Genomic DNA, 26,186 nt, shown 5'->3' on the forward strand with positions numbered 1-26,186 from the left:
AGATACCTAGAAAAAATTTGTATTCTTCTCTAGGTTTATTTATGTTGCATTAAAAATCACAACAAACAATTTTAAAATAGTTCAGTTTTTACTTGACCTTTTTATAGCTGGCTTAATTAGACACCTACAACAGTTATCTAAAGATCTTTTAGCGTTTCTTTTATTAATCGCTTGAAATCTACCTTCACACGCTCAGTCGTCTCAACAACTTCGGCATGGTTTAAGTTCGCCTGCATCCCAGCAGCTAAGTTGGTAACACACGTAATTCCCAATACTTTCATACTCATATGGCGAGCCACAATTACTTCTGGCACCGTTGACATGCCGACTGCATCAGCCCCCATAGCACGAGACATTCTTATTTCAGCAGGCGTTTCGTAGGTAGGACCAGAGAAGCCCATATAAACCCCTTGTTGCAATTGAATAGATAATTTATCCGCAACTTGACGCGTAATTTTTCCATACTCTTTATCATACGGCTCTGACATATCAGGGAAACGCGGCCCAAGATTCTCATCATTCTCACCGATTAAAGGATTTGCTCCAGTAAAATTAATTTGATCCGTTATTAACATTAAATTACCTGGAGTAAACGACGTATTGACACCACCAGCAGCGTTTGTCACAATCATCGAATGTGCGCCCAACGCTTTCATCACTCGAACCGGGAATGTTACAACCTGCATAGTATTTCCTTCATAATAATGAAAACGTCCCTGCATCGCTAAAACTTTCTTACCTGAAAGTTCGCCATAAACCAGCTGTCCCGCATGACCAACAACTGTTGAGACAGGAAAATTAGGAATCTCTTCATAAGGTATTACAACCGAATTCTCAATCTCATCTCCTAGTTCACCCAAACCAGACCCTAGAATCAAACCAAACTCAACATCATTAACCCCTTTACTTCGGATATATGCTGCTGTTTCTGTTAATTGCTCGCTTAATGTTTTTGTCATTTAACTTTACTCCTCTTACTTATCTCTATTTTAACTCTTGCAAAAAGCTCTTACCATTTTCAGTTGCTAGTACACCAAAATTTTCCGCAATCGTAGCAGAAATATCTGAGTAAAACCCTTGTGGCAATTGACCATGTCCTACCATTTTCTTACTATAAGCTAGTAGTGGCACATATTCACGTGTATGATCGGTTCCTGGAAATGTTGGATCATTCCCATGATCTGCCGTAATTAATAATAGATCATCTTCTGCCATTGCAGCGTATATTTCTGGTAAACGAGCATCAAAATCTTCAATCGCCTGTCCATAACCAATCACATCTCGACGATGACCAAATAACGCATCAAAATCAACTAAATTAGTAAAACTTAACCCTTCAAAATCAGCCTGAAGCACGCCGAGTAATTTATCCACACCATCCATATTAGATGCCGTCCGAACAAATTCAGTTATGCCCTGTCCATTAAAGATATCATTAATTTTACCGACAGCTATCACATCTTTCCCAGCTTCTTTCAGTGAGTCTAACACTGTATGACCAAATGGATCTAGCGCATAGTCATGACGATTTGATGTCCGCTTGAAATTTCCCGGTTCTCCTAGATATGGTCGAGCAATAATTCGCCCAATCATATAAGGATCATCCTTAGTAATATCACGAACATATTGACAAATCCGGTACAACTCTTCCAACGGAATAATCTCTTCATGAGCCGCAATTTGTAGAACTGGGTCAGCTGACGTATAGACAATTAAATCCCCAGTTTTCATTTGATGTTCACCATAATCATCAATAACCGCAGTTCCACTATAAGGTTTATTACACACAATTCCTCTCCCAGAAAAGTCAGAAATTTTGTCCAACAACTCTTGAGGAAAACCGTCGGGGAAAACTCTAAAAGGGGTTTCAATATTTAAGCCCATAATTTCCCAGTGCCCTGTCATCGTATCTTTCCCAACAGAAATCTCTTCTAATTTAGTTGCATATCCCTTATGATCACTTATCGCTTTAACACCTGTTAAAGGCTCAATCGTCCCTAAACCAAGTTCTTCTAAATTCGGAATAGTTAATCCCGCTTTTTCTGCAATATGTCCCAAAGTATGACTGCCCAAATCACCAAATTTGGCGGCATCCGGTGCCTCACCAATTCCAACTGAATCCAATACAACTAAATGCACTCGTTTAAACATCTAATGCCTTCTTTCTGATTTTTATTAATTACACGTTTTAACACAAACGTGCCATAGATCGAAAGTAAGCTTTCATCTTGGCACGTTGACTTATCCTATTTAGATTTGATATACGTTTGACCATTAGCTTTCGGTCCTTGAGCCCCTCCAATAAAGAGCACTAAAACAATCACCGTTAAGACATAAGGCATAGCTTGCATATACACTTCTGGCAAAGCACTAATACCTGGAATCATGCCACCAATCACGCCTAAACTTTGAGAAAGACCAAAGAAAAGAGCAGCTCCCATAACCGCTATTGGATTCCATTTACCAAAAATCATCGCTGCCATTGCAATAAATCCTTGTCCAGCAATGGTCGTCACAGAGAATTGACCTGAGATAGATTGAACAGCTACCGCACCTCCCATTCCACCAAGAAAACCTGAAATTAGCACAGCCGAATACTTCATACCATACACATTAATACCCAAAGTATCTGCTGCTTGTGGATTTTCACCAACTGAGCGAAGACGTAAACCAAATTTAGTTTTAAAGATAACAAAATATGCCACAAAAGCTGTAATAATCGCAAAATATGCCGCAGCCGACGTTCCTTTAAAGAAAATTTCGCCAATAATCGGAATTTTGCTTAGTACAGGTACTGTAGCCTTACCTAAAGTCGCTTGCAGCATATCTGTTTGGCCATGACCATCGAAAAGCATTTTTGTTAAAAAGACCGTTAGAGCTGGTGCCATTAAATTGACTACCGTCCCACTAACTATATGATCCGCTCTTAAATTAATAGTTGCAACTGCATGAATTAGCGAAAATAGCATTCCGACTAGCCCACCGAAAATCATTGAAACCCAAGGTGTCCATGTGCCAAAAGTACCAACCATAGCCAAATTAATGACAGCACCACTAAAAGCACCGACTGTCATAATTCCTTCCAACCCAACGTTAACAACACCACCGCGCTCAGAAAAAGTCCCTCCAAGAGCTGTTAAAATTAACGGAGCTGAATAGACCAATGTTGATGAAACGACAGTTGCAATAGTTGAAATAAATTGATCCATTCTAAACACCTCCCTTGGTCACGACTTTTTTTGTTGATAGTTTATTGATAATAAAACGAATAGCATAGCTAATTCCAACAAAGAAAATAATCGACGCAATCACAATATCAACAATTTCACTTGGAACATTGGCCCCTCCTGGCATACTTAAACCGCCAATCTTCAGGACACCAAATAATAACGCTGAAAAGAAAATTCCAATTGGATTACCGCCACCTAATAATGAAACAGCTAAGCCGTCAAACCCAATACTTGGAGCGGCACTTAAAATATAGAGGTTTTGGAAGGTCCCCAACCCGTCTACTACACCACCTAAACCAGCTAAAGCACCTGAAATTAACATTGCCAAAATGATATTCTTCTTAGCATTCATACCCGCATAAGTTGAAGCATCAGGATTTAATCCAACAGAGCGTAACTCAAAACCAGTCGTTGTTCGGTTCATCAAAAGCCAAACAAGACCAATCATAATAATCGCTAAGAAAATTCCCAAATTTAAACGAGAACCTTGAGTTAATTTAGTTAACCACTCAACTCGAAGGCTAGCATTAGCACCTAAAATGGGGGTTGCATCCTTGTCTTGAGTAAAAACGTGACGAACTAAATGGTTACTAATGTAAAGCAAAGTGTAATTCAGCATAATTGTCACGATAACTTCACTGGTACCAAATTGGGCTTTTAGGACACCAGCGATTCCAGCCCATAACGCACCAGCCAAAGCTCCAACAACAATCGCTAAAGGAATTAAAATCAATTTAGGTAAATCAGGAAATGACATTCCAATCGCTATAGCTGCAATCCACCCCGCCAAAGCTTGGCCAGCAAGCCCAATATTGAAGAAACCAGCAGCATTGGCAACCGAAAAACCTAACCCAGTTAAAATAATAGGAGTAGCTAAACGTAACACTTCGCCAATGTTATAAGGACGGCCAAAAGCCCCCTTTAACATTGCACCATATCCAGCAATCGGATCATGACCTGATACTAACATAATAATGGCTCCAAGTAACAACCCACAAATAACTGAGATTAGCGGTACGGCTATGTTGACCCAAGCTTTATTCGATTTACTCACTTGTACCAACCCCTTCCTGCTCCTCAGCTAACATTTTGCGAGCCTCTGTTAACGAGACCCCTGCCATCAGTAATCCAAGCTCTTGTTCCGTTGTTTCTACCGGATCAACAATCCCAACAATATCACCTTCAAACATTACAGCAATGCGATCTGATACATTTAATATTTCATCAAGTTCAAAACTCACAAGTAAAACACCTTTTCCATTATCTCGTTGTTCAATTAAACGCTTATGGATATACTCAATTGCTCCAACATCAAGACCGCGTGTTGGTTGGGCTACCATTAACAAATCTGGATCGCGAGCAATCTCCCGAGCAATAATTGCCTTTTGCTGATTACCACCAGATAGAGATCTGACTGGCACTAATTCATTAACCGTCCGTACATCAAACTCCTCTATTAAATCACGAGCAAAGCTATTAATCGTTGGATACTTTAGAATGCCATACTGACTTAATGGAGATTTATAGTAGGTTTGCAAAGCAATATTTTCCGCAACAGACATAGATAAAACAAGGCCATAGCGATGACGGTCTTCTGGAACATGGCCAAAACTATTTTCAGTAATACTTCTAGGACGACTATTCGTCATCTCTTTACCATTAATCGTAATTGTGCCACTTTCTACTTTACGCATTCCAGAAATAGCTTGCAGCAATTCACTTTGACCATTGCCATCAATTCCGGCAATTCCTAGAACCTCTCCAGCTCTTACTTCTAAATTCAACCCTTTGACAGCATCAAGACCACGGTTCTCTTTAACAACTAAATTCTTTATTTCCAAAACTGGACGAGTCGGATGGGACGGTCCTTTTGGTGTTTTAAATGAAACGGAACGACCAACCATCAAATCGGCTAATTCTTGTTGTGAAACATCAGCTACATTCACCGTATCAATACTTTGTCCGCGGCGAATAACCGTGCAACGATCAGCTACAGCTTTAATTTCATCTAACTTATGAGTAATAATGACAATTGATTTTCCTTCATCCACTAAGCCACGCATAATTGAAATCAATTCATCAATTTCTTGAGGAGTCAAAACCGCTGTAGGCTCATCAAAAATCAAAATTTCAGCGCCACGATACAAGGTCTTGATAATTTCCACCCGTTGCTGCATCCCAACACTGACATTACTCACAAGTTGATCTGGTTCAATTTTAAAACCATACCTTTCCGAAACCGCCATAATATCCTGATAAGCTTTTTTGTGATCCACCACACCAGAATTTGTCGGTTCACTACCAAGAATAATATTTTCAGCAATCGTAAAATTGTCAATCAACATAAAATGTTGATGAACCATCCCGATGCCCAACTGATTAGCAACTGTTGGATTATTGATTTGTTTTTCCACGCCATTAATGCGAATTGTGCCTGAGGTAGGCTCCAATAACCCTGATAAGATATTCATCAACGTTGATTTTCCAGCCCCATTTTCTCCAAGTAATGCGTGAATCTCACCCTTTTTTACACGTAAATTAATATTGTCATTGGCTTTGAACGTTCCAAATTCTTTGGTGATATTCTCCATTTCAATCACGTATTGTGATTCATTCACTATTTTCACTTCCTAACTATTACGGTGTCGTAACTGACTAATTGGAACTAATACCTAACAGTTATAAGCCATAATCAGGATAAGAGAAGCCTCTCTTATCCGATATGACTAGTAACATTGAAAATCCTAAGCCATCTCAATTATGAAACTTAGTTTTAACGTTTTATTATGGTTTTTGTGGAACTTCAATTGTCCCAGCTTTGATGTCTTCTTTTGCTTTGTCAATTGCTGGTTGGATATCTTTGTTAACATCGTTTAATTGACCTTCAGTCAAATCAACACCACCGTCTTTCAAACCATAAACCAATGTTTTGCCACCAGGGAATTTTCCATCTTGATCTTGCTTAATGATATCTTCAACAACTGTCCCAACAGCTTTCAGAGTAGAAGTTAACGTAACATTACCTTTACCGTAATCTCCTTCATCATGTTGATCACGGTCGACACCGATGACCCAAACTTTTTTGCTATCGTCAGCTTTCATAATATCTTTTGCCTCTGCAAAGACTCCATTACCAGTATCACCTGAAGCATGGAAAATCACATCGATCCCACTCTTATACATAGCCGCTGCAATTGATTTACCTTTAGCTGCGTCACCAAATGAACCAGCGTATTTAACGTCTACTTCAACATCTTTGTTTACTGATTTAGCCCCAGCAATGAAACCAGCCTCAAAACGACCAATCACTTCACCTTCTTGACCGCCAACAAATCCAATCTTATTAGACTCAGTTGCCATTGCTGCTGCAACACCAGCTAAGTAAGATGCTTCATTATCATAAAAAATAACAGATGCTACATTGTCTTGCCCTTCAATAACATCATCAATTAGTGCAAAGTGTTTATCAGTATTAGCAGCAGCTACCTCTCCAATTGCGTCTTTCAATTTGAACCCAATACCGAAGATGATGTTAAAGCCATCATTGACAGCTGTATTTAAGTTAGGAGTAAAGTCTTGGTCGGAATTAGATTGATAATAAGTGAAACCACCCGTCCCTTTTTCTTTTCCATTTTCTTTACCCCATTTTTGTAAACCTTCCCAAGCAGACTGGTTAAACGAACGGTCATCAACCCCGCCTAAATCAGTTACTAAGGCTGCAGAATATTTATCACTTGATGCACTACCACTTGCTTTACTATCATCAGTTGATTTGCCCTTACCGCCTCCACCACATGCAACTAAAGTTGCTGTCAAACCTAGTGTTAATAAACCCAATCCAATCTTTTTCGATGTTTTCATCTTGTAAAGCCCCCTGTTTATTTTTTTATTTAACAGTCATTATTGACCGATTAAATCACAAAGAAATTATAGTTGTTCATCTGTAAATGAATATGGTAAAAGCTCTCCTACTGTTGTTTCTTTTGTTTCACCGTTTTTATTTACTAAGGTTACTGGCATCGACGGTTCACAAAATTCAATCATCACTTGACGACACGCACCACATGGTGAAATTGGCGCATCTGTATTTCCCGCAACAACTAAATGCTTAAATTCATGATGGCCTTCTGAAATAGCTTTAAAAAAAGCGGTTCGTTCTGCACAATTTGTCAATCCAAAAGAAGCATTCTCAATATTAACACCTGTAAAAATTTGATTATTCTTAGTAACAAGACACGCACCCACTGGAAATTTGGAATAAGGGACGTAAGCGCGTTGAGACACTTCTTGAGCAGTATTAACCCACTGTTCTTTGCTCACTAATGACACTCTCCTTTTTGAAAAGTTAAATTCAACCTTCTACTATAGCAATACTTGCACTTGTTCCAAGACGAGTGGCACCTGCATCGATCATCAACTGCGCCTCTTTAGCATTATGAATCCCTCCAGATGCTTTAACCCCCATCTCAGAGCCAACTGTTGCACGCATTAACGCAACATCAGCTACCTTAGCACCTGCTGTTGAAAAACCTGTTGATGTTTTAACAAATTCAGCTCCTGCCTCTTTAGCTAATCGACTGGCTGTCACAATTTCTTCATTGGTTAATAAACTTGTCTCAATAATCACTTTAACCAAAGCCTTATCCTTCGCCTCATTGACAACAGCTTCAATATCTTGCTTAACAAATGCTTCATTTCCAGCTTTTAGTTGACCAATGTTGATTACCATATCCACTTCATCTGCTCCATTTGCAATTGCATCACGTGTTTCAAATGACTTTACTTTCGTTGTATTCGCTCCTAATGGAAACCCAATAACTGTGCAAACAGCGACAGGTTCTTTCAAAAGTAACTCACTTGCCAACTTCACCCAAATCGGGTTAACACAAACTGAATAAAACTGATATTTTTTAGCTTCATTGATTAATTTTTTTATATCAGCTTCTGTTGCATCAGCTTTCAAAATAGTGTGATCAATTTTACGATTCAAACTCATCTGGCTTCTCTCCTTTTTATCTTGGTCCAGCCAATCGATTTATTCTGTTACAATTTTTCTAACTAAAACAGGCTCCTCTACCACTTCGCCAATTTCAATATTATCGTACAACATCTGCTTTACTTCTTCGACATCTTGACGATTAGCATAGATAGTCACTAGAGGATCGCCTTGATTAACTGTCATTCCAACCTTTTTATGAAGCTTCACACCCACTGTATAATCAATAGTGTCTTCTTTTGTCTTACGTCCTGCCCCAAGTAACATCGCTGCAATACCAATGTTCTCAGCATGTATCGCTCGAACACAACCACTCGTTTTAGCAGGTAAAACAAAACTATAAGCAGCCACGCCCATTTTTTCAGGATGATCTACAACAGTAGGATCGCCGCCTTGATTTTTAATCATTTCCTTAAATTTCTCTAACGCTTTCCCCGACTCTAGAGCGTCAACCAACAACTCACGAGCCTCTTCCAATGTTTTGGCGTGACCAGCTAAAACTACCATCTGACTGCCTAAAACATAAACCATCTCTGTCAAATCTTCTGGTCCGTTGCCTTTCAAGGTCTCAATAGCTTCGATTATTTCAATAGAGTTACCGATTGCCTCACCTAAAGGCTGAGACATATCAGAGATGACAGCCATCGTGTGACGGCCAGCTAATTTACCAATACGAACCATCGTTTTAGCTAATCGCGTCGCATCTTCAAGGTTCTTCATAAAAGCACCGTCTCCAGTCGTCACATCAAGAACAATCGCATCAGCACCTGAAGCAATTTTCTTACTCATGATCGAGCTAGCAATCAACGGAATCGAATCAACTGTCGCAGTCACATCACGTAACGCGTACAACATTTTATCAGCTGGGGCAAGATCACCTGATTGGCCCGTTACGGCCACTTGACTTGTATTCACCAGATGAATAAATTCATCATTTGGAAGTTCAACTTGAAATCCTGGGATAGCTTCTAATTTATCAATAGTCCCGCCTGTATGACCTAAACCACGACCAGACATCTTTGCAACAGGCACACCAACGCTAGCAACTAAGGGAGCTAAAACAATTGTTGTTGTATCACCAACACCACCTGTAGAATGCTTATCTACTTTAACGCCATTAATTGACGACAAATCAATTACATCACCTGAATTAGCCATAGCTAATGTTAAAGCTGTAATTTCATCATCCGTCATATCTTCATAAAAAATCGTCATTAAAAATGCACTAGCTTGATAATCTGGAATTGTTCCGTCAGTTAAACCTTTTACGAAAAAATCAATCTCTGCCTTTGTAAGCTCTTTACCCGCCCGTTTCTTTTCAATAAGGTCTACCATTCTCATTCGCCTTTATCCCCCTATATGTCTTTACTATTATAACGAAATATCGTGAAAAAGGAAAAACATAAAAAGTAAAACGTTTTACCTTAAACAACATTCGTTTATCAACCGCTTTCAACAAGTATAATAACATCCTTGTTTTAACTAGTCAACCGTTTTACACTATTTCTTATTACTAAATTAGTCGGAAATATTTTATTGGGAATTCTCAATTGTGGATTATCAATCGCATCTACCGCAAACTTTGCCGCAGAAAACCCAATTTCAAAAATCGGTTGGTAAACCGTGGTCAATGCTGGTGCTAGGTATTTTCCAAGCTCCAAACCATCAAAGCCAATAACTGAAATATCATCTGGAACCGAAAGTCCAGCCTCATGAATAGCTTGATAAGCTCCCACTGCCATTTGATCATTTGTACAGACAAGAGCTGTCAGTTGCCCCTTGTTCTTAGCTAATAATTTAGTAGTTCCCTCATAGCCACCTTCAATTGTCAGAAAACTCTCTTCAATTAGTAAATCGTTATACTCAATTGATCTATCCTCTAAACAATTTAAATAAGCGGTAATCCGTTCTGATAATTGATAATAATCATCCACTTCACGTAAAAAACCAATTTTTTGATGACCTTGATCAATTAAATAACTAACTGCCTCATAAACACCTTTATACTCTTCAACAATTAATTTCCCTTCATTACGTTGATTCTTTCCCATATCAACTAAAATAAGTGGTAGATGTGGTTGCTTACTTAAAACAACGTCCATAATTTCCTTATCCAATACATTAGGCGTTGCAATAATCATCGCTTCAACAGCTCGATGAAGTAACTCATCAAAGTATTTTTTTTCAAGGGTCACATCATGCTTAGAATTACATAAAATAATCATATAACCTAAAGAATTAAGATACGTTTCAACCCCTTCAATTAACTTCGAGAAGAAAAAATCAGTGACATCTGGTACAATCATCCCAATTGTCTTCGACCGTTTCGTAATCATACTTTGAGCAAAAAAATCAGGCTTATAATTAAACTCTTCTACGATATCTAAAACTTTTTGTCGGGTTTGATCACTAAACCGACTTCCTTTATTATTTAAAATTTGCGACACTGTTGTTGTTGAAACACCAGCCTTATTGGCTATATCTTTAATTGTCAGTTTCATTTTTCTCCAACTTTCATCCCGTAATTCGAAAAGGTTTTCACTTTACATCATATCAAACATTGAAAATAAATCATAGAATATCTTTCAACCATCCCCAAATAGAAAAAAACTCTCTCGCCGTCTAATCTCCCATTCTTTAAAACTCGAATTGTCAGATTATTCAAAAAATAGTTGACAAAGCTCTTAGAGATACCCTATACTGGAAACATCTTGAAATTTGTGGAGGTTTTTTTATGAAACACTTAAATACCGCACAATTGAATAGCACATACTTTAGCTTCTTTAGATAGCGTTTGTAGTCATGTTTACATGGGTACAAACAATGTTTTGTATCTATGTGGGCTAAAGAATTTTGTCGTAAAGATAAAAGCCACGTAGGATTGATAAAAATCTAAGTGGCGTCTAACAATTTTTAAGCTTATATTAACTTGAGCAGCCATTTAGATAGCAGTATCTAAATGGCTTTTTATTTATAAAAAAAAAGAAAAACTTAGGAGGAAATTATAATGACATCAAAAAAAACAAAATTAGGAATGCTTTTAATTACTGGATTAGCTTTGGCAAGTCTTGTGGCTTGTGGCAACTCAAACAAGGAAGGAAGCGGCTCTGACAAAGACAGCTCCCAAAAAAGTATCGGCGTTCTTCAATTAGTCGAACATGAATCATTAGATGCTACTTATGAAGGGTTTAAAGAAGCTTTAGAAGAAGAGGGGTTTAAAGACGGAGATAATTTAACAATTGACTATCAAAACGCCCAAAACAATCAAGATAACCTAAAAAGTATGAGTGAGAAATTAGTCAAAGCTAAACCTAACTTAATTCTCGGAATTGCAACTCCCGCTGCCCAATCCCTTTTAAATGAAACTACCGATATTCCACTATTAGTCACTGCCGTTACTGATTTAGCCGAAGCGAAATTAGTTGAAAGTAACGAAAATCCCGGGGGAAATCTATCTGGAACTAGTGATATGGGACCTATCGAAGAACAAATTGATTTACTATTAAGTATTGTTCCTGAGGCTAAAACGGTTGGAATTATGTACAATGCGAGTGAAGCAAATTCAATCATTCAAGCTGATATAGCAAAAAAAGCCTTAGAAAAAGCTGGCGTTAAGGTTAGCGAAAAAACAGCAAATTCCACTAATGACGTTCAGCAAGTCACAACTAGTCTAGCTAAAAATGTCGATGCTATTTACATTCCAACGGATAATACCTTCGCGAGTGCCGCCTCTGTTGTCGGAGAAGTTGCTAAAGAACATAAAATACCAGTCGTAGCTGCTTCTGTTGGGCAAGTTGAAGATGGGGGTCTTGCTACCTTTGGAATTGATTATAAGTCACTCGGTAAACAAACTGGACATATGGCAGCAAAAATTCTAAGAGGTGAAGCAAAACCAGCTGACATGCCTGTAGAGTATTCAAAAGATTCTACTTTATTTGTTAATGAAGATATGGCAAAAGCCCTAGGAATTGATCCAACCAGTATTAAAGCACCTAAGTAAAAAAGCCTGATAATTTGGGTAGAAAAGAGCTAAATAAATATGGACATTATCAGTACGATTATTAGAAACATCCCCTCCCTTTTTGTTTCATCTATTTCACAGGGGTTACTGTGGGCGCTACTAGCAATTGGTGTCTTCATTACTTACCGAATTCTTGATGTAGCCGATTTAACCACTGAAGGAACCTTTCCTTTAGGCGGAGCCATTGCAGCAACCGCCATCGTCAACGGCTTCTCTCCACTAATCGGAACATTACTTGGATTCTGTGGTGGCATGATAGCTGGCTTAATCTCAGGTTTATTGCATACAAAGTTAAAAATACCGGCTCTCTTAGCCGGTATCATTACAATGACTGGTCTTTATTCAATTAATTCCAGAATTATGGGGAAACCAAATGTCTCCTTACTTGGAGAAAAACGATTATTTTCTGGAATCGAAGCTCTTGGGTTAAAAAAAGAATATGCAGTCATTACAGTTGGATTAATTATAGTGACCCTTGTCATTGTCGCACTGTACATTTTCTTTCGAACTGAAATTGGACTATCCATTGTCGCTACTGGTGATAATCTAGAAATGAGTGAAGCCAATGGAGTCGATACACACACAACTAAAATTTTAGGCTACATGATTTCAAATGGATGTATTGCCCTTAGTGGTGCATTACTCGCACAGAACAACGGCTTTGCTGATCTAAACTCTGGTGTTGGCACGATCGTTATCGGACTGGCTTCTATAATCATCTCGGAAGTCCTCTTCGCTAGTCAGCCTTTATTCTTTAGAATGTGCTCCATCGTTTTAGGTGCAGTTATTTATCGTTTTATTTTAGCAATCATTTTAGAATTTCCAATTGAAGCCAATGACAATAAACTATTTTCGGCTCTAATTTTAATTCTTTGTCTCTCTCTTCCTCTTATTAAGAAAAAACTTCGTCGTAAAAATACCAAGGGAGGGTTTGTAAAATGACCTCTATTTTAAAAATAAAAAACTTACATCAATACTTTGAACGAGGAACTGTTAATGAAAACCACGTATTAAAAGGAATTGATTTAAACATTAATCAAGGCGATTTTATTACGATTATTGGCGGTAATGGCGCAGGCAAATCCACATTATTAAATAGCATCGCTGGCACCTTACCCACAGAAGAAGGTCAAATTTTTTTAGGCACAAAAGAGATTACCAAACAAAATGTGGTGAAGCGCTCTAAACAAATTAGCCGGGTTTTTCAAGACCCTAAAATGGGGACAGCTGTTCGTTTGACAGTAGAAGAAAATTTGGCGATTGCTTTAAAACGTGGACAACGACGAGGCTTTACAAAAGGGGTTAAAGCTATTAATCGCGATTTTTTCCGAGAACAATTAGCCACACTTAACCTTGGGTTAGAGGACCGTCTTCAAGCCGAAATTGGGCTCTTATCTGGTGGTCAACGACAAGCGATCACTTTATTGATGGCCACAATCGTCAAACCTGATCTGATTCTACTTGATGAGCACACTGCTGCTTTAGATCCAAAAACATCGGTGCTTGTAATGGCATTAACCCAAAAATTAATTACAGAACAACAATTAACAGCCTTTATGGTTACCCATAATATGGAAGATGCTATAAAATATGGGAATCGACTCATTATGCTGCATCAAGGGAATATTGCTGTTGATATTTCTGGAAAGACTAAAAAAGACCTAACTGTAGCAGATTTATTAGAGCTTTTCCATAAACAAAGTGGCACTGCTATTAAAGATGATTCACTATTATTAGCATAGTCTAACACACTAGATAATTGTCACTAATCAAAAAAAGACAAGTGGGAAGAAACTTAATCCCACTTGTCTTTACTATTTTTAGCCTCCCATTAGGAAGTCTAAAATATCCCATCCTTCAGTTCCGCCACCTTTGTATAGTTCTGTGAAGCCACAACGAGAACAGCTCACTGTTATAAACTTTTTATTTTGTACATCAAAGATCTTGGCAAAATTCCCACCAGTTGCTTGAAATTGATCTGAAACAAAATGTTGATTGCCACACTTGTCACAAATATATTGAACTTTATCCATTTTTAATCCTCCTCTTCATTTTAGTGTAACATGTCCCTCATTACTCTAGCATTACTGAGAACATGATCGCTATTTCAATAAAATAAGTATACCTCTTCTTTCCACCAGTTGGAATCAGTCTTTAGTCTATATTGCTATCCTATCTGCGACCGATATTTACCAAAATCAATGGTTGACAATCTCTTAGTCTCGTTTACAATAAAAGAAAAGGAGGCGCCTATGTCGACTAAAAGTGACGTACTGACTATCTTATTAGAAAATCAAGGACGACCAATCTCTGGAGAGGCTATCGCTCAAAAGCTTTCTCTTTCTCGAACAGCTATCTGGAAAGCCATTAATGAATTAAAAAAAGCTGGTCATCAAATTGAAAGTGTCACCAATCAGGGCTATACCTATCTAGCCTCTGATGTCTTAACTTCAGAAGGTATCAAGATTCATTTGACCTCCTCAACTCCTAAAATGACTATTCATGTTATTGATGAACTAGAATCTACCAATCAAACATTAAAAAAAATGGCCATTGATGATGCGCCAGATAATACTCTTTTAATAGTTAACAAACAAACCAAAACACGAGGGCGTTTTGGCCGAGAATATTTTGCAGCTGATAGTGGTAAAGGTCTCTACTTTAGCTTACTTCTTCATGCCGATAAGCAACTGTCAGAAGTAGCACAATATACGCTAATTACTGCTGTTGCTGTAGCACGTACCATAGAGGCTTTCCAACAACGAAACGTCTCTATAAAATGGGTGAACGATATTTTCATTGACCAAAAAAAGGTTTGCGGCATTCTTTCAGAAGCCATCACAGATGTAGAGACTCAGACAATCGGATCTGTTATTATTGGCGTAGGAATCAATTTTACGATTGCCAATAATGAGTTTCCTGAAGAACTGCGCCAGAAAGCAACATCCATTTTCCCAGACGGACATGGAACAATCTCTCGTAATCAATTTATCGCTACGTTTATAAATGAATTCTATTACTTACTTAATCATCAAACTGAACAGCCCGTTATCCATGAATACCGTGAACGATCGCTAGTTCTCGGCAGAGAGGTTACCTTTACTTATAATCGACACCCTTATAAAGGAATTGCAACAACGATCAACAAACAAGGCGAATTAATCGTCACACTAGATAATGGCGAACAATTAACTCTCTCTTCAGGAGAAATCAGTCTCACATCTTATTAAAAAAGCCTGCCAAAACTTGAAAAAAGTTTGGCAGGTTTTTATTTACTTTGTGAATAATAATCCCAGCAATAATCCAACAATTTGAGCACTATTAAAGACGATTAAATTCTTCAAAGATATCACAAAGGTTTTGCTTTTCACTTGTTCTTCATTGAATTTTTTCAAATTCTTTATAACCAATGGTAGCGTTACTAAGACAATTAACATACTACAATGATACACACCAAATACGATGCCCAAGCCAATTGTCACATAACAACTATACATGAGTAGATTAAATAGTTTAACCCCATTTTGTTTGCCAATATAAAAAGGCAAGGTATAACGATGATTAGCAATATCTTCCTCTAAATCGCAAAGGTTGTTGGCTAACATAATATTGGCGATTGTAAATATCATGGGCAATGACGCCCACACGATTGCTAAAAGCGGCTTAATATCACCGTGAACAATAAACTGCCAATTATCAATTGCAAGATAGAAAAACTGCATTTCATATGTATTGACATAAATAGTCATCATGAAAATCCCCAAGCCCATAACAACCCCACTAAATACTTCCCCTAACGGCATTCTGGATAATGGAACTGGCCCGTACGTATAAAAAACCCCAATGAAACAACAAGCGCCTCCCATAATTAGCATGAGCCAGCCTGTTTTATAAGTCAAATAAGCCCCAACTAACGCTGAAAATATCAGCATCAGTATAATCAAGCGACTCACTTGCGCTTCTTTCAGCCCTGCTTGCCCCACAATATTAGTTTGATACTTATAGTCATCATTCTTCGCTTTTTTAAAATCCATAAAATTATTTATGGCCGTTGTTGTCATATCAAATACCAACATTCCAATAAAAAATATCAGTGTTGTCTCCCATTGAAATGAATGAAAATAGACCATTGAAAAAAGGACGCCAATCAAAAAAGGAAAGAGGCTAGCCAGCTTTGTTTGAATTTCAACTAATTTCAAAAAAACACTAATCGACATTTTGTCACCTTCTTCTATTTTAATTGATTGATATCGCCAATTTCATACCCGGACTCTTCATTTAACTCAAAGGTTTCTTTAACACCACTACTTAGATAAATTTTGTCATCTAATGTCACGAAAATTGCATCCACATTTTTCAACCCATTAATGTGGTCCATCCCTTCCTTAACACCCATTGAAAAAATCGCCGTTGAGAGGCCGTCACCATCAATTGATTCTTTTGATATGATTGTTACTCCCGCAATTTCATTATCAAAAGGATACCCTGTTTTAGGGTTAAACAAATGATGGAACGTCTCACCATTAACAGTTAAATTACGCTCATAAATACCTGACGTAACCAGAGACTTATTGGACGCTGGGACAGAACCAACAATTGTATTGCGCGCCTGATTAGGATCTTGTATCCCAACCTTCCAGTCCCCTCCTGCTTTCCGTGGACTATTACCTAAAACATAGACATTTCCACCTAAATCAACGATAGCAGTGGTCACACCGTTTGCTTTAAACACTTTAACCACTTCATCCGTGATGTAACCTTTAGCAATCGCACCTAAATCAAGTTCCATTCCTTTTTTCTCTAAAAATACTGTCTGTTCCTTATCATCTAGGATCACTTGCTCATGCTTTACAAGTTTTAACGCATCATCAATCTCACTTTGTTCTGGCTTACGAGCATCATCAAAGCCAATATGCCATAATTGAGTAATCGGTCCTATAGACAAATCAAACCCATCATCTGATTCTTCGCTATATTGATACGCTTTTTTTATTAGTGGATACACATCGTCTGATACCTTAACCGGTTTAATTCCTGCCTGTTCATTAATTTTATCCACTTCTGAACCAGGCTCATTCACTGTAATTTTATCAGCTAGTTCTTTAACTCTCGCAAAACCTTTATCTAAAACAGCTTCTTTTCCATCATCATAGATCTGCATTTTAACATAAGTACCCATTAAAAATTGTTGATCACTATATGCTTCCTTATTGATGACCACTTCTTCTTTTTTATTACCACAAGCTGCTAGCCCTAAAACTAACAACAAACTAATTCCCATAACTATTTTGCGTTTATTACCCATTTAATCCTCCCCTATTCTAAAAGATTTATCTTCTTTTTTATCACTTAGTCTCTTAATTGACGAATGAGTGCCATTGCTAGTTTACCTCTTTTCACCAGATAATTCAAAAGTCGTGACCGCTTTTAATTATTTAGAACGATTTATCAGTTTAAATAGAAAAACAACAAGCTCTAAGTGCCAGAGCTTGTTGCTTAATCATAACAAATGTTAAAATTATTTCGTTACAATGTTGTCTACTTCAATTTTAGTAGTGTCGCCTTTTTCAGCTGCATTCACTAATTGTTCAGCATACATTTGGAACGCATGAGTAGAATGAGTCGCACCTGTTACAACTTCAACATCAGCAGGAGTTTCAGCCGCTAATAACGCCTTGTTAAGTTCAGGAATAAATTCAGAAGGACTAACACCCGCTTTGTCTTTCATCATCTTATTGTAATCTTCATCATCTACTTTAGATTTGCCTTCTGCATTAACGTTATCATACTTAGATTCAGCAATTTTCTTGTCTTTGACAACAATAGTGAAGACTGTGTGGTAACCATTAGAGTCGTTCTTCTCTTCTAATGTGTACTCTCCATCTTTCAAATCAGCACCATTATCAATTTCAATCTTATCTGTCTTACCAGCTTGAGATGCTTGAATTAATTGTTGAGCGTAGTTTTTAAATGACGCAGTTGAATGAGTTGCACCTGTTACGACATCAACACCACTAGCTGATTGTGCGGCAACTAAAGATTCGTTTAATTTTGGAATGAATTCAGCTGGTCCAACGCCGGCTTTATCCTTCATATTTTTTTCATAATCAGCATCATCTACTTTAGATTTGCCTTCTGCATTCACATTATCGTACTTAGATTCAGTAATTTTTCCATCTTTAACAACAATTGAGAAAACAGCATGGTAACCATTGTTATCATTTTTCTCTTCTAACGTAAACGTACCATCTTGCAAAGCCCCACCTGCAATAACAGTTGCTTCAGATGATTCTTCTGTTTTTTCAGTAGACTTAGTTGTCTCTTCTGTCTTTGCTGACGATGCCTTTGTATCATCTGCTTTTTTATCTGGAGAACAAGCTGCAAGTGCCAATGTTGATAGTGCTAATACCGCAAACCCCGTAACAAATTTTGTAGATTTCATGTTTCTTCCACCTTTTCCTTATTTTTTCACTTTGTAAACTTTTAATTGTGAAATATTTTACATAATCAGTTTATCGCATCCCAACTAACATTGCAACATTTATTTAGTTTTTTCTCTTTTTTTCACACAATTATCGTTCTATTAATATACCTTTCTCTGCAAATTTTAATAATTTTGTGTAATCCAGAGAATTGATTAGACATCTGACTCATTTGGATATATAATTAAATAGATTGTGTAATTATTTTCAAAGCAATTATTTTTGTACAAAGAAAGTTTATTTATTTAAAGGAGAGAGGTTAGAACTATGGCAAAGACTAAAATTGTCGTCGTAGGGGCTGGGTATTCAGGTGTATTTGGAACAAAAACATTATCCAAAAAACTGAAAAAAAATCCAGATGTTGAAATTACATTAATTGATCGTCATTCCTACCAAACAATGATGACCGAACTACATGAAGTTGCTGGTGGCCGTGTTGAACCCACTGCGATTCAATATGACCTGCAACGTTTGTTTTGTAAAAGGAAAAATGTCACTCTAGTTACCGATAACGTTACAAATATCGATAAAGAAAACAAAGTGGTTATAACTGAACACGGTGAATACCCATTTGATTACATCATGCTTGGCATGGGTGGCGAACCTAATGATTTTGGTACACCAGGCGTTAAAGAGCATGGTTTCACACTATGGTCTATGGAAGACTCTATCAAACTACGTGAGCACATCCAACGTACTGTGAAAAAAGCGGCCCTAGAACCTGATGCTGAATTACGCAAAGCTATGCTTACTTTTGTTGTTTGTGGCTCTGGTTTTACTGGAATCGAGATGGTCGGCGAATTATTAGATTGGAAAGACCGTTTAGCCAAAGACAATAAATTAACGGCCGACGAAATTTCATTACTAGTCGTTGAAGCAGCACCTACTATTTTAAACATGTTAGACCGTAATGATGCTGGTAAAGCTGAACGCTTTATGGTGAAAAAAGGTATTAAAATTCTTAAAAACTCACCAATAGTTGAAGTGGCTGACAATGCGATTACGCTAAAAAATGGCGAAAAAATCCCTACTCATACATTAATTTGGACCGCTGGAGTTCAGGCCAATAGTGATGCAAAAGCTTTCGAAATGGAATCAGCTCGTGCTAATCGCTTAATAGCTAATGAGTTCTTACAAGCAAAAGGGTATGAAGATAAAGGGGTTTATGTTGTTGGAGATTTAGTGTATTATGAAGAATTTGAAAATACACCAACGCCACAAATTGTCCAAGCTGCCGAAGGTACTGGACATTGCGCCGCGATGAATATCGTTGCAGAAGTTAACAAAACTGAGAAACATGCATATAAAGGAAACTACCAAGGATTCATGGTTTCAATTGGCTCTAAATATGGCGTCGCATGTCTCTTTGAAAAAATTCATTTAAGTGGCTTTATGGCTATCTTAATGAAACACATGATCAACTTAAAATATTTCTTAGACATTCGTACTGGATACTATGCTTTCCAATATGTTATGCACGAATTCTTCCATATTAAAGATGAGCGTAATGTTGCCCGTGGGCATTCATCTCGCTATGGTAACGTCCTATGGTCTGTTCCTTTACGTGTCTTCTATGGATTAATGTGGTTAGTTGAATCAATGAAAAAAGTGGTGGGAACTGGTGACTATCTCAAACCATCTACTTGGTTTGGTGAAGGATCTTGGTTTACTGACAATGTTGTCTTTCCTTTCCCTTGGTTACAAGAAGCAGCGACTAGCGGTGCTTCCGGTGCTGCAGAAGCAACAACAGGTGCCTCTGGTGCCGTTGAAGCTGGAACAGAAACAGTGGCACATTTTGGTTTAAGTTATGCTTATGGAGAAGAACCAATGATGGTGTTTGATCATATGCCTAAGTGGTTTTCATCTGTCATGGAATTCATGATGCCTAACAAAGAAGTTGCTCTATTCTTCCAAAAATTTATGACAATTTTTGAAATTCTAATTGCCTTGGCATTAATTGCTGGACTATTCACGTGGTTAGCAAGTGCCTCTACAATTGCTTTAGTAGCTGCCTTCTGCTTATCTGGTATGTTCTATTGGGTTAACATTTGGTTTATTCCCGTTGCCTTTGCTCTAATGAATGGTTCAGGACGTGCTGTTGGTTTAGACAAATGGGTAGTGCCATGGTTACAACGGACACTAGGTAAATGGTGGTATGGCGACACAAAATCGATATACGGGCGAAGCGAATAAGCGACCCTTACTAATAAAGTTCTAAGGGAATATCCCTTAGAACTTTATTTTGATAAAAAACCATTTGTTAGTCGATTAAATAACAGGACATTTCCCTAATTTATGATATACTTAGCTAATCAATCTGGAGGAAAGACATGACTAAAAATAAACGACTCATCTATATTTCACTCCTAGTTGCTCAAGGTGTCATTATTGGCTTATTAGAAAATATGATCCCATTTCCTTTCGCTATTGCCCCTGGAGCCAAATTAGGATTAGCTAATTTAATTACTATTATTGCTATTTTTACAATGCCTAAACGAGAAAGCTTTTTTCTTGTTTGTCTACGCCTAATTTTGACTACACTACTAGGAGGAACTATTTCAACACTACTGTACAGTGCCGCTGGCGCACTCCTAAGTTACATTGGAATGCTCCTAACCAAACAATTAGGACCTAACCGTGTCAGTGTTATTGGAATCAGTTCTGTTGGAGGCTTTTTGCATAATGTAGGCCAGCTAGCAATGGCAAGCTTTATCGCACGATCATGGACTGTCATGCTTTATCTCCCTATACTCTCAATCATTGGTATTTTGGCTGGAATTGCTGTTGGAATAGCCGCTAACTACTTGCTTCAACATGTTAAGACACTCAATACCTTCCAAAAGGAATATGAGGCATCTCACTAACAACATCATCATAAAAAAATGATATTTTTCGATTAGCTATTATTTTTTATAAGGAGTATACCCATGAAAATACACAAATTATGGAACGATTACCCTGATTTGTCAAACGATCTCAAAACAACCTTAACTTTGATGGAAAAATCTATCAAATTATCCAATAAAGACGTTGAAAAAGCCATTCTAACTATGATTCATTCAGGTGGCAAAATGCTAAGACCAGCCTATCTGCTCTTATTTTCGCAATTTGGAAATGACTATGATAAAGATAAAGCTATTGCGCTAGCTGCTGCCATGGAGACACTTCACACAGCCACATTAATTCATGATGATATTGTTGATGAAGCCGATACGAGACGAAACAAGTTAACTATCCAAAGTCAATTTGGGAAAGATGTAGCTGTCTATGCAGGTGATTACTTATTTGTTAGCTGTTTTAAATTATTGGCAGACTACGCCTCCTCACTTAAAAGTATTCAATTGAATGCGAAAAGCATGGAAAAAATCCTATCAGGTGAGCTTGGTCAAATGGACAACAGATACGATACCTCTATGACCATTGAAAGCTACTTAACTAATATTTCTGGAAAAACTGCCGAATTATTTGCCTTAAGTTGTTTTGTCGGAGCTTATGAGAGTGGATGCTCCGATTTATTTGCCACTAAATGTAAACAAATTGGTGCCTCTATTGGGATTACTTTTCAGATCATTGATGATATCTTAGACTATTCTCAAGAAGCCTCAATTATTGGTAAACCAGTTCTTGAAGATGTCAAACAAGGCGTTTACAGCCTACCACTTTTATATGCGCTAAAAGCTAATCCTGAAGCACTTTTACCATACCTCAATAAGAAAGACCAAATGACAAATGAAGATGCTGAAAAAGTGTTTGAGCTTGTCCAAAAGTATGAGGGCGTTCAAGCTGCACAGTCATTAGCTAAGAAATATACAACAAAGGCTCTCAAAGACATCAATCGCCTTTCTACATCTAATCAGTTAATCAAGGAAACTGTCTATTCTCTGACAACACAATTATTGACACGAACACAATAAAAAATGATCTGAAGCCTGTGATAGACTTCAGATCATTTTTTAGTTAATCCGTAATAATTCATAATTGGTATAGGTGATATTACATACGATTTTTAAAGAAGATAAGTAAAAAAATGGACGAGCTATTTCTTAAAAAGTCGAGAAAAAAATCCTTTTGATTCAGCTTCGTTTTCCAGAATTTTCTCTGTTGGTTGAGGAGGTGTCTTTTCAGTAGTCTCTGTTTTTTCCTCTTCTAACTCTGCTAGTTCACTTTTACTTTCTTCAATCGGCTGAACAACAGGTTGATTCTCAACTTGCTTCATTCCCATATTATGCCCTAATAAAGCTTGCTGATTTTCCGTTATTTTTATCAATTTGCGCGTTAATTCTCGAGAATTTTCACGTTCTATCTTCAATTCATCGTTTAGCTTACTAATTTCAGCTTGTAACCATGTTACCAACTCTTGATCTGATTGACTTTTTACTGCTTCTGTTGAATCAGTATGCTCCTCTTTGACAAGCGCTTCTTCTTTACGATCACCGCCAATAAATTGCAACCCTTCTGACGTCAGCATACGAACACCGTTATCATCAGTTGTTAAGAAAGTTGCCAACTGGTTGTCATCCATATTTTTGATGCGCTTATAAATAGCCTGAGTTGATATTCCCAACAATTCTGCTGATTCTTTAATTGTTTTTGTCACTACTAATCCCCCTAATTAAATGCATGTCTTATAATAACCTGTGCAACTCCATCCTGGTCATTCGTTAATGTCTCTACATCAGCCACTGCTTTTAAAACAGGTACCGCATTAGCCATTGCCACACCAATTCCAGCATACTCTACCATTGTCAAATCATTTTCATTATCACCAATTGCCATTGTTTCTGTTTGTTTTATCCCTAAATGTTGCGCTAACTCATGTAACGCTTGACCTTTATTCGCTTTTTTATTCAGCACTTCGTAGTAGAAGTCTGCACTTTTAGCTGTTGTATACTTTTCTTTGAACCAATCAGGAACTTTTTTAATGGCTTCATCTAATATGGCTGGTTCATCAATCATCATCATTTTGACAATCTTCATATCAGCTGTCATTTGATCCACCGAACGGTAATAAAGTGGCATGCCCGTCAAACCAACTTCATGAATGGTATAGGGGCTAATATGATGATTAGCCGTATAAATATTTTGAGTATCGATTGTATGTAAATGGGAACCCACTTGACGAGCCATCGCTTCGATTTCGATAAAATTATCATACGTCAATCCATAAGAAACAATCGTCGCTTGAGTATCACTAGCTTGTACCAGTGACCCATTATAGGTAATAACATAGTCACCAGCTTCTTCCAAATTCAACTCCTTCAACGATGATAAAACACCTGGATAAGGTCTACCCGTCGCTAAGACAATTTTTATTCCTCGAACTTTTGCTTCTGCAATTACCTCCTTTGTCTTTGTTGTGATTTCCTTATTTGAATTCAGTAATGTTCCATCAATATCGATAGCTACTAATTTGATTGACATATTCATAAAACTCCTTTGATTAATTTCTTATCTTGTTATTTTTCTAGTTTACCTCAAACTAATAATTACTGCCACCTTTCATTTTTAAATGGAACAAAAGATACATAGAATTTATTCACTCTATTTTCTCGCTCACAGATAGACTGGTTACATTTGTAAACAAAAAAACGATTACAGACAATCAAAACAAATTCTGGATATTACAAGCCATTTAATACACCAGGTCTATTCTGACTAATCTTTTTAACTTTTGCCTATTTTTTTCATATAATACTTTAAATCACTTATTTCAGTAAAACAACCGACGTTAAAGGTTGTAATTAGCGTCATTCCTCGATATAATGCAAGGAGGTCTATCTAGAAAATAGAGATAAAATTATCAGAATTGAGGAAATATATGATTACTGTATCAAATGTTAGTTTACAATTACCCGATCGCAAGCTATTTGAAGATGTTAATATCAAATTTACACCTGGCAACTGTTATGGCCTTATTGGGGCTAATGGCGCAGGGAAATCAACCTTTTTAAAGGTTTTAGAAGGCTCCATCGATGCCTCAACTGGTTCCATTACTTTAGGTCCAGACGAGCGCATGGCGACCTTAAAACAGAACCATTTTGACTATGAAGATCAAACAGTTTTAGCAACCGTTATGATGGGTCATAAACGACTATATGAAGTCATGCAAGAAAAAGATGCCATTTACATGAAAGAAGACTTTACAGACGAAGATGGTATCAAAGCCGCTGATTTAGAAGGCGAATTTGCTGAATTAAATGGTTGGGAAGCAGAACCTGAAGCAGCTACCTTACTACAAGGTTTAAACATCCCTGATGATCTACACAATGTTACCATGTCTGAATTAACGGCTGGACAAAAAGTAAAAGTCTTACTTGCACAAGCCCTTTTTGGCAAACCAGATGTCTTACTATTAGATGAGCCAACGAATGGTCTTGATACACAGTCCATCGCTTGGTTAGAAGAATTTTTAATTAATTTTGAAAATACTGTTATTGTCGTTTCACATGACCGTCACTTCTTAAACAAAGTATGTACTCATATGGCCGACTTAGACTTTGGAAAAATTCAACTTTACGTTGGTAACTATGATTTTTGGTTAGAGTCTAGCCAATTAGCTGCTAAGTTACAAGCTGATCAAAACTCTAAAAAAGAAGAAAAAGTAAAAGAATTACAAGACTTTATTGCACGATTTAGCGCTAACGCATCTAAATCAAAACAAGCAACATCACGTAAGAAAATGTTGGAAAAAATCACTCTTGATGACATTCAACCATCATCACGTCGCTATCCTTTCGTTGGCTTTAGCCCTGAACGTGAAATTGGGAATGACCTATTAACTGTTGAAAACATTTCAAAAACAATTGATGGTAAAAAAATCTTAGATAATATCTCATTTACCTTAACAAAGGACGATAAAGTAGCCTTTGTGGCAACAAATGATTTAGTTCCAACTGTTCTTTTCAAAATTTTAATGGGAGAAATGGAACCAGATTCAGGTACAATAAAATGGGGTGTCACTACGTCTCAAGCTTACCTACCAAAAGATAACTCTGAAGAATTTGAAGGCAATGAACAAGCTATTGTTGACTGGTTACGCCAATATGCTGGCAAAGATGAAGATGACAACACTTTTTTACGAAGCTTCTTAGGAAGAATGCTTTTCTCTGGTGAAGATGTTATGAAACCTGTTAATGTTTTATCAGGTGGAGAAAAAGTACGTTGTATGTTATCTAAATTAATGCTCTCAAAAGCCAATGTGTTAGTTCTAGACGATCCTACTAACCATTTGGACCTAGAGTCTATCACTGCACTTAACGATGGTCTAATCGCATTTAAAGGCTCTATTTTATTTGCATCCCATGACCATCAATTTATCCAAACATTGGCTAACCGAATTATTGCGATTTCTGATAAAGGCGTTGTCGATCGTGCAGAAACAACTTATGACGAATTCTTAGAAAATAAAGATGTGCAAGCACGTGTTAAACAAATTTTTAGTAACTAATTTAACCAAT

24 protein-coding genes are annotated in these 26,186 nt (G+C 37.3%); 8 read left to right on the forward strand and 16 right to left on the reverse strand.

Annotated features, from left to right (window positions below):
• Positions 1–137 precede the first annotated feature (137 nt).
• The 10 genes from AC5KOD_RS12320 to AC5KOD_RS12365 all read right to left on the reverse strand — a co-directional run bounded on the left by AC5KOD_RS12320 (position 138) and on the right by AC5KOD_RS12365 (position 10,727).
• A complete protein-coding gene (locus tag AC5KOD_RS12320) occupies positions 138–959 on the reverse strand; it encodes a purine-nucleoside phosphorylase (RefSeq protein WP_496914870.1) in 822 nt (273 codons plus the stop codon).
• A gap of 25 nt (positions 960–984) precedes the next feature.
• Complete coding sequence (gene deoB / locus AC5KOD_RS12325) at positions 985–2,151, reverse strand: phosphopentomutase (RefSeq protein ID WP_496914871.1); 1,167 nt, start codon at positions 2,149–2,151, stop codon at positions 985–987.
• Between the two features lie 95 nt (positions 2,152–2,246).
• Positions 2,247–3,209, reverse strand: coding sequence for an ABC transporter permease (locus tag AC5KOD_RS12330; protein ID WP_496914872.1), 963 nt, complete (start codon positions 3,207–3,209; stop codon positions 2,247–2,249).
• 1 nt (position 3,210) lies between these two features.
• Positions 3,211–4,284 carry an ABC transporter permease gene (locus AC5KOD_RS12335; protein ID WP_496914873.1) on the reverse strand — a complete coding sequence of 358 codons (1,074 nt, stop codon included), beginning with the start codon at positions 4,282–4,284 and terminating at the stop codon, positions 3,211–3,213.
• Positions 4,277–5,848, reverse strand: a complete 1,572-nt coding sequence (locus AC5KOD_RS12340; protein ID WP_496914874.1) for an ABC transporter ATP-binding protein — start codon at positions 5,846–5,848, stop codon at positions 4,277–4,279. Before AC5KOD_RS12340 ends, AC5KOD_RS12335 begins: the two co-directional genes overlap by 8 nt.
• A gap of 166 nt (positions 5,849–6,014) precedes the next feature.
• Positions 6,015–7,091 (reverse strand): BMP family lipoprotein, encoded by a 1,077-nt coding sequence (locus AC5KOD_RS12345; RefSeq protein ID WP_496914875.1) that lies wholly within the window; start codon positions 7,089–7,091, stop codon positions 6,015–6,017.
• Between the two features lie 66 nt (positions 7,092–7,157).
• Positions 7,158–7,550: a cytidine deaminase gene (locus AC5KOD_RS12350; protein ID WP_496914876.1), complete on the reverse strand. Its 393-nt coding sequence runs from the start codon at positions 7,548–7,550 to the stop codon at positions 7,158–7,160.
• A 31-nt stretch (positions 7,551–7,581) separates the two neighbouring features.
• Positions 7,582–8,226 carry a deoxyribose-phosphate aldolase gene (deoC, locus tag AC5KOD_RS12355; protein ID WP_496914877.1) on the reverse strand — a complete coding sequence of 215 codons (645 nt, stop codon included), beginning with the start codon at positions 8,224–8,226 and terminating at the stop codon, positions 7,582–7,584.
• A 39-nt stretch (positions 8,227–8,265) separates the two neighbouring features.
• A complete protein-coding gene (locus tag AC5KOD_RS12360) occupies positions 8,266–9,567 on the reverse strand; it encodes a pyrimidine-nucleoside phosphorylase (RefSeq protein ID WP_496914878.1) in 1,302 nt (433 codons plus the stop codon).
• Positions 9,568–9,704: 137 nt separating this feature from the next.
• Positions 9,705–10,727, reverse strand: a complete 1,023-nt coding sequence (locus AC5KOD_RS12365) for a LacI family DNA-binding transcriptional regulator (RefSeq protein WP_496914879.1) — start codon at positions 10,725–10,727, stop codon at positions 9,705–9,707.
• A 506-nt stretch (positions 10,728–11,233) separates the two neighbouring features.
• Here AC5KOD_RS12365 and AC5KOD_RS12370 point away from each other — a divergent pair.
• The 3 genes from AC5KOD_RS12370 to AC5KOD_RS12380 are packed head-to-tail and all read left to right on the forward strand — an operon-like array spanning position 11,234 to position 13,989.
• Positions 11,234–12,226 carry an ABC transporter substrate-binding protein gene (locus AC5KOD_RS12370; protein ID WP_496914880.1) on the forward strand — a complete coding sequence of 331 codons (993 nt, stop codon included), beginning with the start codon at positions 11,234–11,236 and terminating at the stop codon, positions 12,224–12,226.
• Between the two features lie 39 nt (positions 12,227–12,265).
• Positions 12,266–13,189 carry an ABC transporter permease gene (locus tag AC5KOD_RS12375; RefSeq protein ID WP_496914881.1) on the forward strand — a complete coding sequence of 308 codons (924 nt, stop codon included), beginning with the start codon at positions 12,266–12,268 and terminating at the stop codon, positions 13,187–13,189.
• Positions 13,186–13,989 (forward strand): ABC transporter ATP-binding protein, encoded by an 804-nt coding sequence (locus AC5KOD_RS12380; RefSeq protein WP_496914882.1) that lies wholly within the window; start codon positions 13,186–13,188, stop codon positions 13,987–13,989. The genes AC5KOD_RS12375 and AC5KOD_RS12380 overlap by 4 nt, the downstream gene beginning before the upstream one ends.
• Positions 13,990–14,067: 78 nt before the next feature.
• Here the strand turns inward: AC5KOD_RS12380 and AC5KOD_RS12385 are convergent, their stop codons facing one another.
• Positions 14,068–14,280 (reverse strand): zinc ribbon domain-containing protein, encoded by a 213-nt coding sequence (locus AC5KOD_RS12385; protein ID WP_496914883.1) that lies wholly within the window; start codon positions 14,278–14,280, stop codon positions 14,068–14,070.
• A 219-nt stretch (positions 14,281–14,499) separates the two neighbouring features.
• On the opposite strand from AC5KOD_RS12385, the gene AC5KOD_RS12390 reads away from it, so the two are divergent.
• Positions 14,500–15,477 carry a biotin--[acetyl-CoA-carboxylase] ligase gene (locus tag AC5KOD_RS12390; protein ID WP_496914884.1) on the forward strand — a complete coding sequence of 326 codons (978 nt, stop codon included), beginning with the start codon at positions 14,500–14,502 and terminating at the stop codon, positions 15,475–15,477.
• Positions 15,478–15,519: 42 nt separating this feature from the next.
• On the opposite strand, the gene menA is transcribed toward AC5KOD_RS12390, so the two are convergent.
• The 3 genes from menA to pplA form a co-directional block, all read right to left on the reverse strand.
• Positions 15,520–16,464 carry a 1,4-dihydroxy-2-naphthoate polyprenyltransferase gene (gene menA, locus AC5KOD_RS12395; protein ID WP_496914885.1) on the reverse strand — a complete coding sequence of 315 codons (945 nt, stop codon included), beginning with the start codon at positions 16,462–16,464 and terminating at the stop codon, positions 15,520–15,522.
• A gap of 14 nt (positions 16,465–16,478) precedes the next feature.
• A complete protein-coding gene (locus AC5KOD_RS12400) occupies positions 16,479–17,552 on the reverse strand; it encodes an FAD:protein FMN transferase (RefSeq protein ID WP_496914886.1) in 1,074 nt (357 codons plus the stop codon).
• 213 nt (positions 17,553–17,765) lie between these two features.
• Positions 17,766–18,689: an extracellular electron transfer flavoprotein PplA gene (gene pplA / locus AC5KOD_RS12405; RefSeq protein ID WP_496914887.1), complete on the reverse strand. Its 924-nt coding sequence runs from the start codon at positions 18,687–18,689 to the stop codon at positions 17,766–17,768.
• Between the two features lie 307 nt (positions 18,690–18,996).
• Here pplA and AC5KOD_RS12410 point away from each other — a divergent pair, with 307 nt between their 5' ends.
• The 3 genes from AC5KOD_RS12410 to AC5KOD_RS12420 all read left to right on the forward strand — a co-directional run bounded on the left by AC5KOD_RS12410 (position 18,997) and on the right by AC5KOD_RS12420 (position 22,643).
• The gene (locus tag AC5KOD_RS12410; RefSeq protein WP_496914888.1) at positions 18,997–20,922 is read left to right on the forward strand and encodes an FAD-dependent oxidoreductase; all 1,926 of its coding nucleotides are present in this window, start codon (positions 18,997–18,999) and stop codon (positions 20,920–20,922) included.
• Positions 20,923–21,059: 137 nt separating this feature from the next.
• Positions 21,060–21,593 (forward strand): Gx transporter family protein, encoded by a 534-nt coding sequence (locus AC5KOD_RS12415; protein WP_496914889.1) that lies wholly within the window; start codon positions 21,060–21,062, stop codon positions 21,591–21,593.
• A 63-nt stretch (positions 21,594–21,656) separates the two neighbouring features.
• Complete coding sequence (locus tag AC5KOD_RS12420; protein ID WP_496914890.1) at positions 21,657–22,643, forward strand: polyprenyl synthetase family protein; 987 nt, start codon at positions 21,657–21,659, stop codon at positions 22,641–22,643.
• Between the two features lie 122 nt (positions 22,644–22,765).
• Here AC5KOD_RS12420 and AC5KOD_RS12425 read toward each other — a convergent pair whose 3' ends face one another.
• Positions 22,766–23,326: a hypothetical protein gene (locus AC5KOD_RS12425; RefSeq protein ID WP_496914891.1), complete on the reverse strand. Its 561-nt coding sequence runs from the start codon at positions 23,324–23,326 to the stop codon at positions 22,766–22,768.
• A gap of 11 nt (positions 23,327–23,337) precedes the next feature.
• On the reverse strand, positions 23,338–24,150 hold the full coding sequence (gene yidA, locus AC5KOD_RS12430; protein ID WP_496914892.1) for a sugar-phosphatase: 813 nt from the start codon (positions 24,148–24,150) through the stop codon (positions 23,338–23,340).
• 397 nt (positions 24,151–24,547) lie between these two features.
• Between yidA and AC5KOD_RS12435 the strand changes: the two genes are divergently transcribed.
• A complete protein-coding gene (locus AC5KOD_RS12435) occupies positions 24,548–26,176 on the forward strand; it encodes an ABC-F family ATP-binding cassette domain-containing protein (RefSeq protein WP_496914893.1) in 1,629 nt (542 codons plus the stop codon).
• Positions 26,177–26,186 lie beyond the last annotated feature (10 nt).

It is taken from the genome of Vagococcus sp. WN80Y (assembly GCF_059621045.1).

Coding starts and splice junctions, on each gene's coding strand:
- AC5KOD_RS12415 (WP_496914889.1), top strand. CDS start 21,060: ATGACTAAAAATAAACGACTCATCTATATTTCACTCCTAGTTGCTCAA.
- deoB (WP_496914871.1), bottom strand. CDS start 2,151: ATGTTTAAACGAGTGCATTTAGTTGTATTGGATTCAGTTGGAATTGGT.
- AC5KOD_RS12375 (WP_496914881.1), top strand. CDS start 12,266: ATGGACATTATCAGTACGATTATTAGAAACATCCCCTCCCTTTTTGTT.
- AC5KOD_RS12345 (WP_496914875.1), bottom strand. CDS start 7,091: ATGAAAACATCGAAAAAGATTGGATTGGGTTTATTAACACTAGGTTTG.
- yidA (WP_496914892.1), bottom strand. CDS start 24,150: ATGTCAATCAAATTAGTAGCTATCGATATTGATGGAACATTACTGAAT.
- AC5KOD_RS12400 (WP_496914886.1), bottom strand. CDS start 17,552: ATGGGTAATAAACGCAAAATAGTTATGGGAATTAGTTTGTTGTTAGTT.
- AC5KOD_RS12380 (WP_496914882.1), top strand. CDS start 13,186: ATGACCTCTATTTTAAAAATAAAAAACTTACATCAATACTTTGAACGA.
- AC5KOD_RS12410 (WP_496914888.1), top strand. CDS start 18,997: ATGGCAAAGACTAAAATTGTCGTCGTAGGGGCTGGGTATTCAGGTGTA.
- AC5KOD_RS12360 (WP_496914878.1), bottom strand. CDS start 9,567: ATGAGAATGGTAGACCTTATTGAAAAGAAACGGGCGGGTAAAGAGCTT.
- AC5KOD_RS12420 (WP_496914890.1), top strand. CDS start 21,657: ATGAAAATACACAAATTATGGAACGATTACCCTGATTTGTCAAACGAT.
- AC5KOD_RS12365 (WP_496914879.1), bottom strand. CDS start 10,727: ATGAAACTGACAATTAAAGATATAGCCAATAAGGCTGGTGTTTCAACA.
- AC5KOD_RS12370 (WP_496914880.1), top strand. CDS start 11,234: ATGACATCAAAAAAAACAAAATTAGGAATGCTTTTAATTACTGGATTA.
- AC5KOD_RS12330 (WP_496914872.1), bottom strand. CDS start 3,209: ATGGATCAATTTATTTCAACTATTGCAACTGTCGTTTCATCAACATTG.
- pplA (WP_496914887.1), bottom strand. CDS start 18,689: ATGAAATCTACAAAATTTGTTACGGGGTTTGCGGTATTAGCACTATCA.
- AC5KOD_RS12320 (WP_496914870.1), bottom strand. CDS start 959: ATGACAAAAACATTAAGCGAGCAATTAACAGAAACAGCAGCATATATC.
- deoC (WP_496914877.1), bottom strand. CDS start 8,226: ATGAGTTTGAATCGTAAAATTGATCACACTATTTTGAAAGCTGATGCA.
- AC5KOD_RS12390 (WP_496914884.1), top strand. CDS start 14,500: ATGTCGACTAAAAGTGACGTACTGACTATCTTATTAGAAAATCAAGGA.
- menA (WP_496914885.1), bottom strand. CDS start 16,464: ATGTCGATTAGTGTTTTTTTGAAATTAGTTGAAATTCAAACAAAGCTG.
- AC5KOD_RS12435 (WP_496914893.1), top strand. CDS start 24,548: ATGATTACTGTATCAAATGTTAGTTTACAATTACCCGATCGCAAGCTA.
- AC5KOD_RS12385 (WP_496914883.1), bottom strand. CDS start 14,280: ATGGATAAAGTTCAATATATTTGTGACAAGTGTGGCAATCAACATTTT.